The sequence below is a fragment of the Streptomyces sp. AHA2 genome, assembly GCF_036857595.1.
In the GTDB taxonomy this organism is placed as follows: domain Bacteria; phylum Actinomycetota; class Actinomycetes; order Streptomycetales; family Streptomycetaceae; genus Streptomyces.
Genome location: NZ_JAUQWJ010000005.1, coordinates 154,024 through 167,522, shown reverse-complemented (window position 1 = coordinate 167,522; position 13,499 = coordinate 154,024). Strand labels below are relative to the sequence as shown.

11 protein-coding genes are annotated in these 13,499 nt (G+C 71.5%); 6 read left to right on the top strand and 5 right to left on the bottom strand.

The annotated features are described in order from the left end of the window. Positions 1-23: 23 nt before the first annotated feature. Positions 24-278: an amphi-Trp domain-containing protein gene (locus Q5694_RS13335; protein WP_333933062.1), complete on the top strand. Its 255-nt coding sequence runs from the start codon at positions 24-26 to the stop codon at positions 276-278. A 245-nt stretch (positions 279-523) separates the two neighbouring features. Here Q5694_RS13335 and Q5694_RS13330 read toward each other — a convergent pair whose 3' ends face one another. Further along, on the bottom strand, positions 524-1,396 hold the full coding sequence (locus Q5694_RS13330; RefSeq protein WP_333933061.1) for a YhjD/YihY/BrkB family envelope integrity protein: 873 nt from the start codon (positions 1,394-1,396) through the stop codon (positions 524-526). 413 nt (positions 1,397-1,809) lie between these two features. Between Q5694_RS13330 and Q5694_RS13325 the strand changes: the two genes are divergently transcribed. Further along, the gene (locus Q5694_RS13325; RefSeq protein WP_333933059.1) at positions 1,810-3,648 is read left to right on the top strand and encodes a glycoside hydrolase family 15 protein; all 1,839 of its coding nucleotides are present in this window, start codon (positions 1,810-1,812) and stop codon (positions 3,646-3,648) included. A gap of 210 nt (positions 3,649-3,858) precedes the next feature. On the opposite strand, the gene Q5694_RS13320 is transcribed toward Q5694_RS13325, so the two are convergent. From Q5694_RS13320 to Q5694_RS13305, 4 genes are all read right to left on the bottom strand, one after another. Continuing rightward, positions 3,859-4,098: a hypothetical protein gene (locus Q5694_RS13320; protein WP_333933058.1), complete on the bottom strand. Its 240-nt coding sequence runs from the start codon at positions 4,096-4,098 to the stop codon at positions 3,859-3,861. A gap of 196 nt (positions 4,099-4,294) precedes the next feature. After that, entirely contained in the window at positions 4,295-6,280 is a 1,986-nt protein-coding gene (locus tag Q5694_RS13315; protein ID WP_333933057.1) for a protein-arginine deiminase domain-containing protein, read from the bottom strand. A 144-nt stretch (positions 6,281-6,424) separates the two neighbouring features. Then, positions 6,425-7,999 (bottom strand): DHA2 family efflux MFS transporter permease subunit, encoded by a 1,575-nt coding sequence (locus Q5694_RS13310; RefSeq protein WP_333933056.1) that lies wholly within the window; start codon positions 7,997-7,999, stop codon positions 6,425-6,427. A 147-nt stretch (positions 8,000-8,146) separates the two neighbouring features. Continuing rightward, positions 8,147-8,626 carry a MarR family winged helix-turn-helix transcriptional regulator gene (locus Q5694_RS13305; protein WP_333933055.1) on the bottom strand — a complete coding sequence of 160 codons (480 nt, stop codon included), beginning with the start codon at positions 8,624-8,626 and terminating at the stop codon, positions 8,147-8,149. Positions 8,627-8,947: 321 nt separating this feature from the next. Between Q5694_RS13305 and kdpF the strand changes: the two genes are divergently transcribed. From kdpF to Q5694_RS13285, 4 genes are read left to right on the top strand one after another with little or no spacing between them, the layout of a single operon-like run. Continuing rightward, positions 8,948-9,037 carry a K(+)-transporting ATPase subunit F gene (gene kdpF / locus Q5694_RS13300; RefSeq protein WP_016434100.1) on the top strand — a complete coding sequence of 30 codons (90 nt, stop codon included), beginning with the start codon at positions 8,948-8,950 and terminating at the stop codon, positions 9,035-9,037. After that, positions 9,038-10,738, top strand: a complete 1,701-nt coding sequence (gene kdpA, locus Q5694_RS13295; RefSeq protein WP_333933049.1) for a potassium-transporting ATPase subunit KdpA — start codon at positions 9,038-9,040, stop codon at positions 10,736-10,738. A gap of 29 nt (positions 10,739-10,767) precedes the next feature. After that, positions 10,768-12,843 carry a potassium-transporting ATPase subunit KdpB gene (gene kdpB / locus Q5694_RS13290; protein ID WP_333933290.1) on the top strand — a complete coding sequence of 692 codons (2,076 nt, stop codon included), beginning with the start codon at positions 10,768-10,770 and terminating at the stop codon, positions 12,841-12,843. Positions 12,844-12,848: 5 nt separating this feature from the next. Further along, complete coding sequence (locus Q5694_RS13285; protein WP_333933048.1) at positions 12,849-13,481, top strand: potassium-transporting ATPase subunit C; 633 nt, start codon at positions 12,849-12,851, stop codon at positions 13,479-13,481. Positions 13,482-13,499 lie beyond the last annotated feature (18 nt).

The following is a 13,499-nucleotide window of genomic DNA, read 5'->3' as shown; positions in this document are numbered from 1 at the left end:
GCGCCAAGGTTCCGGCCGAACCGTTGACCCTGCGGATCCCCGACGGTCTGCGCAGCGAGATCGAGGTCGAGATCGGCGGCGGCGAGGCCGAGCTGGAGATCGAGTTCACGTGGTCCACCGGGACGGGATCACCCCCGACCGGATCCGGGAAGGACGCGGCGACCTCCGACACGGCCGGGGCGACCTCAGCGAGGCGGCCCAAGGACGCCGGCGCGACTTCCGGGCGGGTGGCGGGCCGGAGCAAGACGGCGAAGCGTCCAGCCGCCAAGACGTCCTGAGCACGGCCGACCGGCACCGTTCCCGACCCTGCCACGATGTGGTTCGCCGACCAGCGCGGCGAACCCCGCGGAAGAGTAGCCTCGATCGTACGCGGAGGTCGGTTCCCGGGAGCCCATCAGCGCGAGGCTCCCTCAGTTCGGCCCAGAAGCTGAGGGAGCTGCTCCGAGCGGGCGGACGGCACCGATGCCCCGCCGGCACCGCCCGGACGGCCGTCCGCGGCCCGCGAGCGGCGCAGGCAGGTCCCTCAGGCGTCCCCGGGCGGCGACGTGACCGTGCCGAGCCTGCGACGCAGCGACGTCGCCTGCGACAGCACCGCGCCCACGCTCAGCCCGACCGCGATGGCCACGCACAGCACGATCAGCCAGGACAGCAGCACGAAGACCGAACCGGCGGCCCCGTAGGCGTCCAGGGCCCGCTTGAGGGCCCGCGGCATGGAGAAGTGAGCGGCGACCGACAGACCGCTGACCGCGAGCGCGGTGACCAGGGCCCCCGGCAGGAGCGGCGCCCAGCGGACCAGACCGCCCAGCAGCAGATGCTGGGTCCACCACCACATGAGCGTCTGCATCAACAGGCTGATCGTGAAGCCGAGGACCGCTCCCAGCTCGTTGCGCAGCAGGCCCTGCACGGCCAGGGCGCCCAGCCACAGAGCGATCCACGCCAGCCAGCGCCACGCGGCGACCGACGGGCCGGAGCGCGGCAGCTGCCACGCCCGTCTGCACAGCCGTTGCACGGCCCGGCTCACCGCGGTGGCCGACAGCAGCACCATCAGACCGCCGACCACGCCGGTCGCCTGTCGCAGGTCGGCGGTCGGCGGCTGGAAGATCTGCTGCAACTGGGCCCTCTCCTGCGCACTCAGTCCGAACACGGCGCTCACCGAGGCCGCCACCTGCTCCTTCAGGGCCGCGGGAGCGTAGGCACCCAGCACGAAGAGCAGGGGGACGGCGGTGAGAAACGACTGCGCCGCGATGCGGGTCGCCGAGTCGAAGACATTGACCGCCAGGAGTCGTTCGACCAGCGCCGTGACGAGGGGGAAGCGCGCTCTCAGTCGTGAACCGGCGGAGCGCAGCCGGGCGGCCCACCTGCCGGTCCCGGCCCGCCACCACGGCGGGCCGGACATCGGGGACGTCCGGCGTGGCGCGCCGGCTCCGCGGCTCACCCCGCCGGACGGCGTGCACGGCTCGCGCGGATCCGCAGCCGCAGGCCCATGGCACCACGCCGGCGGGCGGCCCGGCCGTACACCGCCCCCAGGGAACCCGCACAGGCCGGCCGTGTCCGCACCGCCGACCGCACACCCGGCGAAGTCTCCATCACGCCGCTCCCTTCCTCACCCAGCGTGCGCGACCCGGCCGCGCACGGCACCCCGCCGTATCGTCCGCGGGTATCGCCACGGGGACGGCGAGCGGCCGGTGGGGGCCGTGGCCGCCCCGGGCCCCACCGTGCCGTCGGGTCCGGACCGCGCGCCGGTCCGGGGCCCGGCTTAGTCTGTTGCCGGAGGCGTTCGGGTGAACGGCGCACCGGAAGGGCGGCCCGATGGACGACTACCCACCGATCGAGAACCACGGGCTCGTCGGTGACCTGCAGAGCGCGGCACTGGTCACCACCGACGGCGGCGTCGACTGGTTCTGCGTCCCGAGGTTCGACTCGCCCAGCGTCTTCGGCGCCCTTCTGGACCGGAAGAAGGGCGGACACTGCACCATCCGGCCCCGGCACCGCTCCTACGCCACCAAACAGCTGTACCTGCCCGACACGGCGATCCTCGTCACCCGGTTCATGACCGAGGCCGGAGCCGGCGAAGTGATCGACTTCATGCCCGTCACCGGCACCACCGTCACGCGAAGTCACCGGCTGGTGCGGATGATCCGCTGCGTACGCGGGCGGATGACCTTCGAGATCGAGGTGGATCCCCGCTTCGACTACGGCCGCGAACCCCACCGGCTGCACATCAGTGAGCACGGGGCGGTGTTCGCCGGAAGGCGCGGAGCGCGACTCACCGTGCACCCCGTCCGGGAACCGGACGACGACGAACTCCTCGACGTCCTCACCGACCGGGAGGAGGCCCTGCACTTCACGCTGACCCTCCAGGCGGGACTGGAACGCGGGATGGTCCTGGAGTGGGGCGCCGACGGCCCGCCCAGGGAGATGCGCCTGGCCGAGTACGGGCGGCTCTTCGACGACACGGTCGAATTCTGGCGCGGCTGGCTGCGGCAGTCGCGCTACACCGGGCGCTGGCGCGAGACCGTGGAGCGCTCCGCGATCACGCTGAAACTGATGACGTACGCGCCCTCCGGCGCCGTGGTGGCCGCCCCGACGGCCGCGCTGCCCGAGCAACTGGGCGGCGAACGCAACTGGGACTACCGGTTCACCTGGATTCGCGACGCCTCCTTCTCGGTGTACGCCCTGCTCGGGCTGGGGTTCACCGAGGAGGCCAGCGCGTTCATCCAGTGGCTGGGCGACCGGGTGAAGGAACGCGCCGGACGGGACAGCGACAGCGGGCCGCTGAACATCATGTACGCGGTGGACGGCTCCTGGGACCTGGACGAGCTGACGCTGGACCACTGGGAGGGTTACGCCGGCTCGGCGCCGGTGCGGATCGGCAACGGCGCCGCCACGCAACTGCAGCTGGACATCTACGGTGAGGCGCTGGACAGCATCTCCTTCGCGCACCGGCACGGCCTGCGGGTGGGCCACCACGGCTGGAACGCCCTGCTGACGGACCTCGACTGGCTGGCCGACCACTGGGACCAGGCGGAGGAGGGCATCTGGGAGACCCGCGGCGGCCGCAAGGACTTCACCTACGGACGCGTGATGTCGTGGGTGGCCTTCGACCGTGCCCTGCGGCTCGCGGAGTCCAACGGCAGACCGGCCGACGTCGGGCGCTGGCGCGCGGCTCGGGACGCCTGCTACGAGCAGGTCATGGCGAAGGGCTGGAACGAGCGACGCCAGGCGTTCGTCCAGCACTTCGGCAGCGACGTCCTCGACTCCTCGCTGCTGCGCATGGCGACCGTCGGGTTCGTCACGCCCGACGACCCGCTCTGGACCTCCACCCTGCAGGCCATGGAGGAGGAACTCGTCAGCGACAGTCTGGTCTACCGCTACAACCCCGAGGCGTCTCCCGACGGCCTGCGCGGCTCGGAAGGCACCTTCTCGCTGTGCACCTTCATGTACGTGGACGCCCTGGCCCGCGCGGGCCGCACCGACAAGGCACGGCTGGTGTTCGAGAAGATGATGGGGTACGCCAACCACCTCGGTCTGTACGCCGAGGAGATCGACCCGCAGGGACGCCAACTGGGCAACTTCCCGCAGGCGTTCACCCACCTCGCCCTGATCGACGCGGCCATCACCCTGGATGACGCCCTCAACCGGGCGTAATGGCGACGACTTCACCCGGCCGGTGCCGCAGCGGTCGCCTTCCCGTTCGGCAGCCGAGGAAACGGCTCCCGGGCGGCGCGTCCCCGGCGCGGGCGGCCCTTCCAGCCGTTGCAGCACTCGCCCCGGTCCTGCGCATGTCCGACGGCGCACCCGCTCGCGTCCGCCCGGGGCGCCCCTTGTCGGGCGGACGCCGACCTGCCCGATCGCTCGTCAGGCCGCCCTGTCGCGTACCGCCGCGTGACGGGAGGGCACGGACGCGCGGGTCCGGCCGGTTCCGCCCTCCGTACGGGCCGCGGTGGCCTTGCCCCCGTGGATGAGGCGGAGCCGACGGGGCCGGGCATGCCGGGCGGCGCCCGGCTCCGCTTCCCGCAGGAGCCGGTCCTCGAGCACACTCATGCCCGTCAAGAGCAGGGCGAGCCCGGGCAGCAACAGGACGGCGACTATCAGCATGGGCTTTCCCCTCCCGGACGCGGCATGCCATCCGGGTGCCCGGCAGGCCCGGAAGGATGGGCGTCACCGAGTGGAGAACGAGCAACGTTCCGGCAAACGGAACGAAATGCCTCCCGAGGGCGACGGGCGCCGGGCCCGCGGTCGAGCGGCGCCGGTGGTCCGCCGGGGGCCGTCGCCGGCGGCGACCGGCCGCTGCCTACGCTCCGTCGGGTGAACCGGGACGCAGCCACCACGCGGCGGACATGTCGCGCAGGGTGTTGGTGCCGCAGTGCACCTCACCCATCCCGAGGTGGTACGTGTACCAGTCGTCGATGTACGACACCTTCAGGCCGGCCCGCCGGTAGACGGCGGTGACGGCCTCCGTGAAGACGTCCTTGCCGCCGATGACGGGCCCCCACTGGCGCGGTGCGAGGTAGCGGTCGCGCGCCAGCAGCACGCCGTTGACCGCGCCGGGGACGTACGCGCTGGTCCTGACCGTGGCCGCGGCGGCCGCCCGCGCGGCCGGCGGGTTCTCGGCCAGCCACTTCTGCTGGCCGTGCTCCCCGAGACCGTTCACCAGGTCGGATCCGGCCCCCATGCGGGTGAGCCGGGGAACGGGAATCTCCCGGCCGTCGGCGGTCACGGCCTCCGAGTCACGGGTGTACAGCGCGGGCACGCGCACGATCTCCGCGTCGGTGACCCCCGTCTCACGCCTGAGGACCTCCAGGTTCGCCGCGATGCGCCGGGCCGCCATCTCGTTGTCGGCCGCCAGGTGACGGGACGCGAGCGCCTGGCTGATGGTCTCCCTGGGTGCGGGGCTGCCGCTGCGGCCCGGGACGGAGAACATCTTCGTCCCTCCGTGGCCGTCCCGTTCGGCATCGCGCAGCAGCCGCAGTCCCGCCTTCGGGTCGGCGACCCCGACACGCCAGCCGCGCGGGGTGTCGGCGGGCAGGAACTGCACGAACTCGTCGACGTGCCCGACGCCCAGCCACGACGTGTCCAGCAGCAGCGGGTCCTGCATGCCCTGCGACGCCAGCATCGTCCGCATCACCTTCGACGGGCGGGCCCCGACGTCCTTGCGCTCGCCCATGATGATCCGCCCGGCCGGGAAGGTGCGCCCGCCGTGCGAGTAGGGCGGGACGGTCTCCAGGTTTCCCATGGAGTCGAGCGACCAGTCCACGGGCTCCGCCCGGTCGGTCACCTGCACCACGCCGATGTCCCGGCCGCGCAGCCTCTCGAACAGTTCCCGGCCCGCGTCCCGGTGGGGCTGTGCCGAGCGCAGCATCACACGCATCGCCTGCCGCCCGCCGCCCGGCCCGGTCATGCTGACGTACGCCGGTTCCACGAAGTCCTGTGCCCAGCGGTCGGCGTACTTCTCGAACCTGATCAGCGGAGTCGTGACACCGGCCCTTTTCACCTCCTTGTCCAGCGCGGCGACGAACCGGCGCTGGAGCCGGCTGTCCGGTCCGTCGCCCTGCACCTCGGAGACCATCACCTGCCGGGTGTCCTGAAGGTGATGCTGCGTCAGCAGCGGTGCGACGCGCAGGGTCACGGCGTCGGAGGTGGATCTCCGCCCGGACGTCACCGTCAGCCGCACGACCGCCCGGCCGTCCCACTTCGCCTCGTCCCGGACGACGTCGGTGGCCTCGACGCCGAGCTCCGCACCGGAGCGCAGCTCCGCGGCCGTCAGCCTGGTCGCGGACGTGACCGGCACCCACGTGCCGGACCGCTTGAGGAAGAGATGGGTGTGCCGGGCACCCGAAGTGATCTTCAGAGTGCCTCTGGCGCCGGAGGCGAGGCCGGGCATCGGCACGGACCGGACCCGGGCGAGGTCGGCGGCGTCCTCGCTGCCGTTGACCTCGGTGTCGGTGCCGTCGTTGCACGCGGCCAACCGGGCGTCGCTCAGCGGTTCACCGCCCGGCCCGCTGACCCGGCACCGCTTGGAGTCGTCGTCGATGTTGGGCAGATACACGGCTCCCCGCCCGACGGACCAGCTGTCCTCTCCCCGGGTGTCGCTGCTTCCGGTGACGTCGGCCCTTCCGTCGCGGTCGACGTCCGCCCGCAGGTCGGCCCGTCCGCCGGCCTCGGCAGCGAACGCGGAGCCGCCGGCCGGACCGGCCAGCACGGATCCCGCGGCGGCGAGGGCCAGCACGACGGACCCGGCCCTGTACGGGCGCGGACGTATACGCGTACGTGAACGCACAGCACGTTCCTCTCGGTTGGCAGGTTTCGCCCTGCAAGAGGAGGCACGGTGGCTGTGCGTTCACTGCGTGGTGCGCTTTCGGCAGGACGAGTCAGCCGCTCCAGCACCCGCCGCACCCGCGGCCGGGCGCGCCCGGGGGGCCGGTCAGCCGTCCTTTCGGCCGCGCAGGCCGAGCGCGGCCAGGGCGGCGCCGGCCAGGGCGAGGATGCCCGTGACGAGTACCGCGGTGTGGACGCCGTTCATGAAGGCGGTGTGACTGCCGTGCGTCACGGCGGCCCTGAGCGATGGCGGCATGGCGCCGGAGACCGGGGCGACGCCCATGGCGACCGCGTCCCCGGCCTCTCGCAGACGGCCGGCGACGGCGGGCGGGACGCCCGCGCCGGTGAGCGAGCCGGTGAGGGTGGCGCCGACGCGGCTGCTGATGAGCGAGACGAGCACCGACGTACCGAGTGCGCCGCCCACCTGCAGCGACGTGGCCTGCAGGCCACCTGCCACGCCACCGTCCCGGACCGGGGCGTTGCCGACGATCGCGTCGGACGACGCCGACATCACCATGCCGACGCCGAGGCCCAGCGCGACGAACGGCGGCCACATGGTGTGGTACGACGAGTCGGCGCTCCACGCCAGCATCGAGAAGGCGGCACCGGCCTGCAGCACCATCCCCGACGGCATGGTGACGCGCGGCCCGAACCGCTCGGTGAGCTTCGCGCCGAGCGGGGAGGCCAGCATGGACGCCAGGCTCAGCGGAAGGGTGCGTATCCCGGCCTCGACGGGGGTGAAGCCGCGTACGTTCTGCAGGTACAGCATCACGAAGAAGATGACACCGAGCAGGACGAAGAAGTTCAGCGCGGTGACGACGGTACCGACGGTCAGGGCCGGACTGCGGAACAGGCGCATCGGCAGCAGCGGGTGTGCGACGCGCGTCTCGTGCCGGCCGAAGAGGCCGAGGACGACGGCGCCCCCGGCGATCGCACCGAGCGTGCCGGGCGAGGTCCATCCCCACGTCTCGCCCTTGACGACGCCGAAGACGACCGCGAGCAGTCCGCAGGCCAGCAGGACCACACCGGGCACGTCGAACCTCTCGCCGGCGGCCGCCTCGTTCCTGGACTGCGGCAGGACGAGCAGACTGAACACCAGGGCGATCACGCCGATGGGGGCGTTGATGTAGAAGACCGACTCCCAGTTCACGTGCTCGACGAGCAGTCCGCCGACGATCGGGCCGAGCGCGGTGGAGACGGACGAGATCATCGCCCAGATGCCGACCGCCATACCGAACTTCGCGGGCGGGAACACGGCGCGCAGCAGCGCGAGGGTGTTGGGCATGAGCATCGCGCCGAAGACGCCCTGTACGGCGCGGAAGGCGATGACGCCCTCGATCGAGCCGGCGAGGCCGATCGCCACGGACGCGGCGGTGAAACCCACGACGCCGACGAGGTAGAGCGTGCGGCGCCCGAAGCGGTCACCGAGCTTTCCGCCGAGGATGAGGGTCGCGGCGAGGGCGAGCAGGTAGGAGTTGGTGACCCACTGGAGTTCGGCGGTGGTGGCGTTCAGATCGCGGGCGATCTCGGCGTTGGCGATCGAGACGACGGATCCGTCGAGTCCGACCATGAACAGGCCGAACGCCACGGCGACCAGGGTGAACCAGGGATTGGCCCGGACACCCCGGGGCTGTGGGGCGGACGCGGAGGTGGGCGCTGCGGAGACAGCGGTGACTGGCACGGGTGAGATGTCCTCGGAACGAGTGGCGCCGCGCAGGCGCGTGGATGTGCGGGGGAAGGCCGTGCACCGGTGGCGCGGCGCAGCCTCGCCCCCACCCGGCCGTGTCCGCGGCGAGGGCGGGAGGCGAACGGCGAGCCGGAGGACCGGTCAGGCGGAGTGTTCGCGCAGGTGCCGGGTGAGGGCCCCGAGCGCGCCGAGCGCCGAACCGAGGGCGTCGAGATCCCCGTCGGTGAGGGTGCGCAGGGCGGACGCGAGCTGCGCCGCCGCGGTCTTGTGCACCTCGTCGATGCGCCGCCGGGCCAGCGGGGTGACGCGCAGATGCGCCACGCGCCTGTCGGTGCCGTCCTGGCGCCGTTCGAGCAGTCCCGCCTCGGTGAGGCGGGTGACCAGGGCGCTGACGTTGTTGGGCATCATCCGCAGCGCGGCGGCCGCCCGCTGGACGGTGACGTCCTCGTGCTCGGCGACGTACCGGAGCAGGTGAAGCTGCCGCTCGGGGAGCCTGGGGAAGGGCAGCCGCCCGTCGATGCTCCTCTCGAGGTGCCGGTTCAGCGCGGGCAGGCACGCCACGAGGCCCGCGGCCACCTGGTCGAGGCCCTGGCTCGTGCGAGCCCCACTGGTTCCGGTCACCCGCGCACAGTACCTATGAGCAAAAACCTATGTCAAGATACCCATCGCGGGGCGGCTCCGGTCGCCGGAGCTGCCACGGCATCGTCCGCCCTGGTCACCGTGCTGGTCACCCGGGTCGTCAAGACGGCGTCAAGGCCGGGCCCCGCGCCGTATGGGAGGCGTCAACGACCGCTCCGATCCGGCCATCGAGGCGTTTTCCTGATCCGGTCCGTTTCCGTCGACCTTCACTCAGGAGTTCGCGATGGCCGATCTGGCCTTCGTCGTCGCCGTGCTCGCGGGATTCGCGCTGGTGGCCCTCGTCGCCAAGGGGGTGACCAGGCTGTGACCGCCGAGAACATCGTCGGCCTGGTCGTGGCCGTCGCCCTGCTGGGCTATCTCGTCCTCGCCCTGATCTTCCCGGAGAGGTTCTAGATGAGTCCCGTCCTCGCCGGCGTCCTCCAGCTGCTGGCCCTCGTGGCGGCACTGGCGCTCGTGCACGTCCCCGCCGGCACCTACATGGCCCGGGTCTACTCCTCGACCCGGCACCTGCGGGTGGAGAGGTGGATCTACAAGAGCGTCGGCGTCGACCCGGACACCGGGATGCGGTGGCCGGCCTACCTGCGCGGTGTCCTCGCCTTCTCGGTCGTCGGGGTCCTCTTCCTGTACCTGCTCCAGCGTCTGCAGGGCCTGCTGCCCGGCTCGCTCGGCTTCGCCTCCGTCGGCCCGGCCCAGTCGTTCAACACGGCCGTGTCGTTCGTGACGAACACCAACTGGCAGTCGTACTACGGCGAGCAGACCATGGGGCACGTCGTGCAGACGGCCGGCCTCGCCGTGCAGAACTTCCTGTCCGCCGCCGTCGGCATGGCCGTGGCGGTGGCCCTCGTGCGGGGCTTCGCCCCCCGCCACCACCGGCTCCCCTCCGACGCGAGAACCTCCGTCCGCGCCGGCGAACTCGGCAACTTCTGGGCCGACCTGGTGCGCGGCACCGTACGGATCCTGGTGCCGGCCGCCGCGGTCGCGGCCGTGGTATTGGTGGCGTGCGGTGCGCTCCAGAACTTCTCCGGCATCCACGAGGTCGGCCAGTTCACGGGCGGCCCCCAGCAGTGGAACGGCGGTGCCGTCGCCTCCCAGGAGGCGATCAAGGAGCTGGGCACCAACGGCGGTGGCTACTTCAACGCCAACTCCGCCCACCCCTTCGAGAATCCGACGCCCTTCACCAACCTCTTCGAGATCTTCCTCATCCTGGTGATCCCCTTCTCGATGACCCGCACGTTCGGCGTCATGACCGGATCGGTGCGCCAGGGATACGCGATCCTCGCCACGATGACCACCATCTGGCTGGGCTTCGTCGCGCTGATGATGTGGAGCGAGTTCACCCACCACGGTCCCGCCCTCCAGGCCGCGGGAGGTGCTCTGGAGGGCAAGGAGGTCCGCTTCGGCGTCGGCTCCTCGTCGATCTTCGCGGTGTCGACCACCCTGACCTCGACCGGTGCGGTGGACTCCTTCCACTCCTCCTTCACCGGCCTCGGCGGCGGCCTCACGATGCTCGGCATGATGCTGGGTGAGATCGCGCCCGGTGGCACGGGTTCCGGCCTCTACGGCATGCTCGTCCTGGCGGTCATCGCGGTGTTCATCGCCGGCCTCATGGTCGGCCGCACACCCGAGTACCTGGGCAAGAAGATCGGCGCGCGGGAAATGAAGCTCGCCGCCTGCTACATCCTGATCACCCCGTCCCTGGTGCTCGTGTTCACGGCCGCCTCCCTGGCCCTGCCGACGCCACCCCACTCGATGCTGAACCCGGGCGCGCACGGCTTCTCGGAAGTGCTGTACGCCTTCACCTCCGCCGCGAACAACAACGGCTCGGCCTTCGCCGGGCTGAACGCGAACACCGACTGGTTCAACACCACGACCGGACTGGCCATGCTGCTGGGCCGCTTCCTGCCCATGGTCTTCGTGCTCGCCCTGGCCGGCTCCCTGGCGGCCCAGCAACCGGTCCCGGTGACCGCCGGGACCCTGCGCACCGACAAGCCGTTGTTCACCGGCCTGCTGGTGGGCGCGGTCCTGATCATCACCGGTCTGACGTACTTCCCGGCCCTCGCCCTGGGCCCGCTCGCGGAGGGACTGGCGTCGTGACCACCCGCACCGAACCCCACGAGGACTGCATGTCCACTCCCACTCTCGCGCCCCACCCGGACACACCGACGGGGCACACGTCCCCGCAAGGCCGCGTCCGAGCGGGCCACTTCACACCCGGACAGCTCATCACGTCGCTGCCGGACGCCTTCCGCAAGCTCGACCCGCGCGTGATGGTCAAGTCGCCCGTCATGTTCGTCGTGTGGATCGGGTCCGTGCTGACCACGGTCTTCTCCGTCACCGACCCGGGCGACTGGTTCGGCTGGACCATCAGCGCGTGGCTGTGGCTGACCGTGGTCTTCGCCAACCTGGCCGAGGCCGTCGCCGAAGGCCGCGGCAAGGCGCAGGCCGACACCCTGCGCAGGGCCAGGACCGACAGCGTCGCCCGCAAGCCGGACGGCAGCGTCGTGCCCGGAACCGACCTGCGGATCGGCGACCTGGTCGTCTGCGAGGCCGGGGACGTCATCCCAGGCGACGGGGACGTGATCGAGGGCGTGGCCTCCGTCGACGAGTCGGCCGTCACGGGCGAGTCCGCCCCGGTCATCCGCGAGTCGGGCGGCGACCGTTCGGCCGTCACCGGCGGTACGAAGGTGCTGTCCGACCGGATCGTCGTCCGCATCACGACCAGGCCGGGGGAGACCTTCATCGACCGGATGATCGGCCTGGTCGAGGGCGCGGCACGGCAGAGGACGCCCAACGAGATCGCCCTGAACATCCTGCTCGCCTCGCTGACGATCGTCTTCCTGCTGGCCTGCGCCACCCTGCCGTTCTTCGCGGCCCGCGCCGGCACCCACCTGAGCCTGGTCGTGCTGGTGGCCCTGCTGGTCTGCCTGATCCCCACCACGATCGGCGCGCTGCTCTCCGCCATCGGCATCGCCGGCATGGACCGCCTGGTCCAGCGCAACGTGCTGGCCATGTCCGGCCGCGCGGTGGAGGCGGCCGGCGACGTCTCCACGCTGCTGCTGGACAAGACGGGCACCATCACCCTCGGCAACCGCCGAGCCGCGGCCTTCGAGCCGGTGGACGGTGTCAGCGAGGCCGAACTCGCCGAAGCCGCCCAGTTGTCGTCACTGTCCGACGAGACTCCGGAGGGCCGCTCCGTGGTCGTCCTGGCCAAGGAGCGGCACGGCCTGCGCGAGCGGGAACTCACCGGCGCCGAATGGATCCCGTTCACGGCCCAGACCCGCATGTCGGGCGTCGACGCGGACGGCCGCAGGGTCCGCAAGGGCGCGACGGCCTCGGTCGTCGCCTGGGTCCGGCAGCGGGGCGGGACGATAGCCCGGGACGCCGCCGGGATCGCCGACCGGATCGCCCAGGCCGGTGGCACCCCGCTGCTGGTCGCGGTCGAGGACGCCGACGGTGCCCGGGTGCTCGGCGTCATCCACCTCAAGGACGTCGTGAAGAACGGCATGGGCGAACGGTTCGCCGAACTGCGGCGCATGGGCATCAGGACCGTCATGATCACGGGCGACAACCCCCTGACGGCGAAGGCGATCGCGGCGGAGGCGGGGGTCGACGACTTCCTCGCGGAGGCCACCCCCGAGGACAAGATGGCTCTCATCAAGCGCGAGCAGGCGGGCGGCAAGCTGGTCGCGATGACCGGTGACGGCACCAACGACGCCCCCGCACTGGCTCAGGCGGACGTCGGCGTCGCGATGAACTCGGGCACGTCGGCAGCGAAGGAGGCCGGCAACATGGTCGACCTCGACTCCGACCCGACCAAACTCATCGAGATCGTCGAGATCGGCAAGCAACTCCTCATCACACGAGGTGCGTTGACGACGTTCTCCATAGCCAACGACGTCGCCAAGTACTTCGCGATCATCCCCGCGCTGTTCGCCTCGGTCCACCCGGGCCTCGACAAGCTCAACATCATGCAGCTGTCCTCGCCCGACTCCGCGATCCTGTCCGCCGTCGTCTTCAACGCGCTGATCATCGTCGCGCTGGTGCCGCTGTCCCTCAGGGGAGTGCGGTACCGGCCGATGAGCGCCGACCGGATGCTCCGCCGCAACCTCACGGTCTACGGCATCGGCGGGCTGGTCGCTCCCTTCGCCGGCATCAAGGTCATCGACCTGGTCCTCTCCCTCTTCCCCGGAATCGGCTGATCGCCATGAACAACTCCGTCGTGAACACCGTCCGGTTGCTGGGAGCGGGCCTGCGCGCCCTGCTCGTGCTCACCCTGGTCACCGGCGTCGTCTACCCGCTGGTCGTCACGGGCACGGCCCAAGGGCTGTTCCACCACCAGGCGAACGGGTCCGAGATCAGGGCGGACGGCAGGGTGGTGGGCTCCTCGCTCATCGGGCAACAGGGCTACAGTCTCGACTACTTCCAGCCGCGCCCGGCGAACGGCCTGGGCGAGAACTCGCTCAACACGCGGTACCGGCTGATTCTCTCCGGTGCCACGAACCTGGCGGCCGACAACGAGGAACTCGTCGCGCAGGTGGAGCAGGCCAAGGCCGAGGTCGTCCAGGACAACTCGGTGCCGGGCTACACCGTCCGGCCCTCACAGGTCCCCGCCGACGCCGTCACCTCCTCCGGCTCCGGCCTCGACCCGGACATCTCCCCGGCGTACGCCGGACTCCAGGTCCACCGGGTCGCCCAGCGCAACGACCTGCCGGTGGCGCAGGTGAAGGAACTGGTGCGCGAACACACCCAGGCCCGCACCCTCGGCTTCATGGGCGAACCGCGCGTCAACGTCCTGGAACTCAACATCGCGCTCAAGGAACTGGCGGACAGACGGTGAGCCCCGCCTGCACCGGCT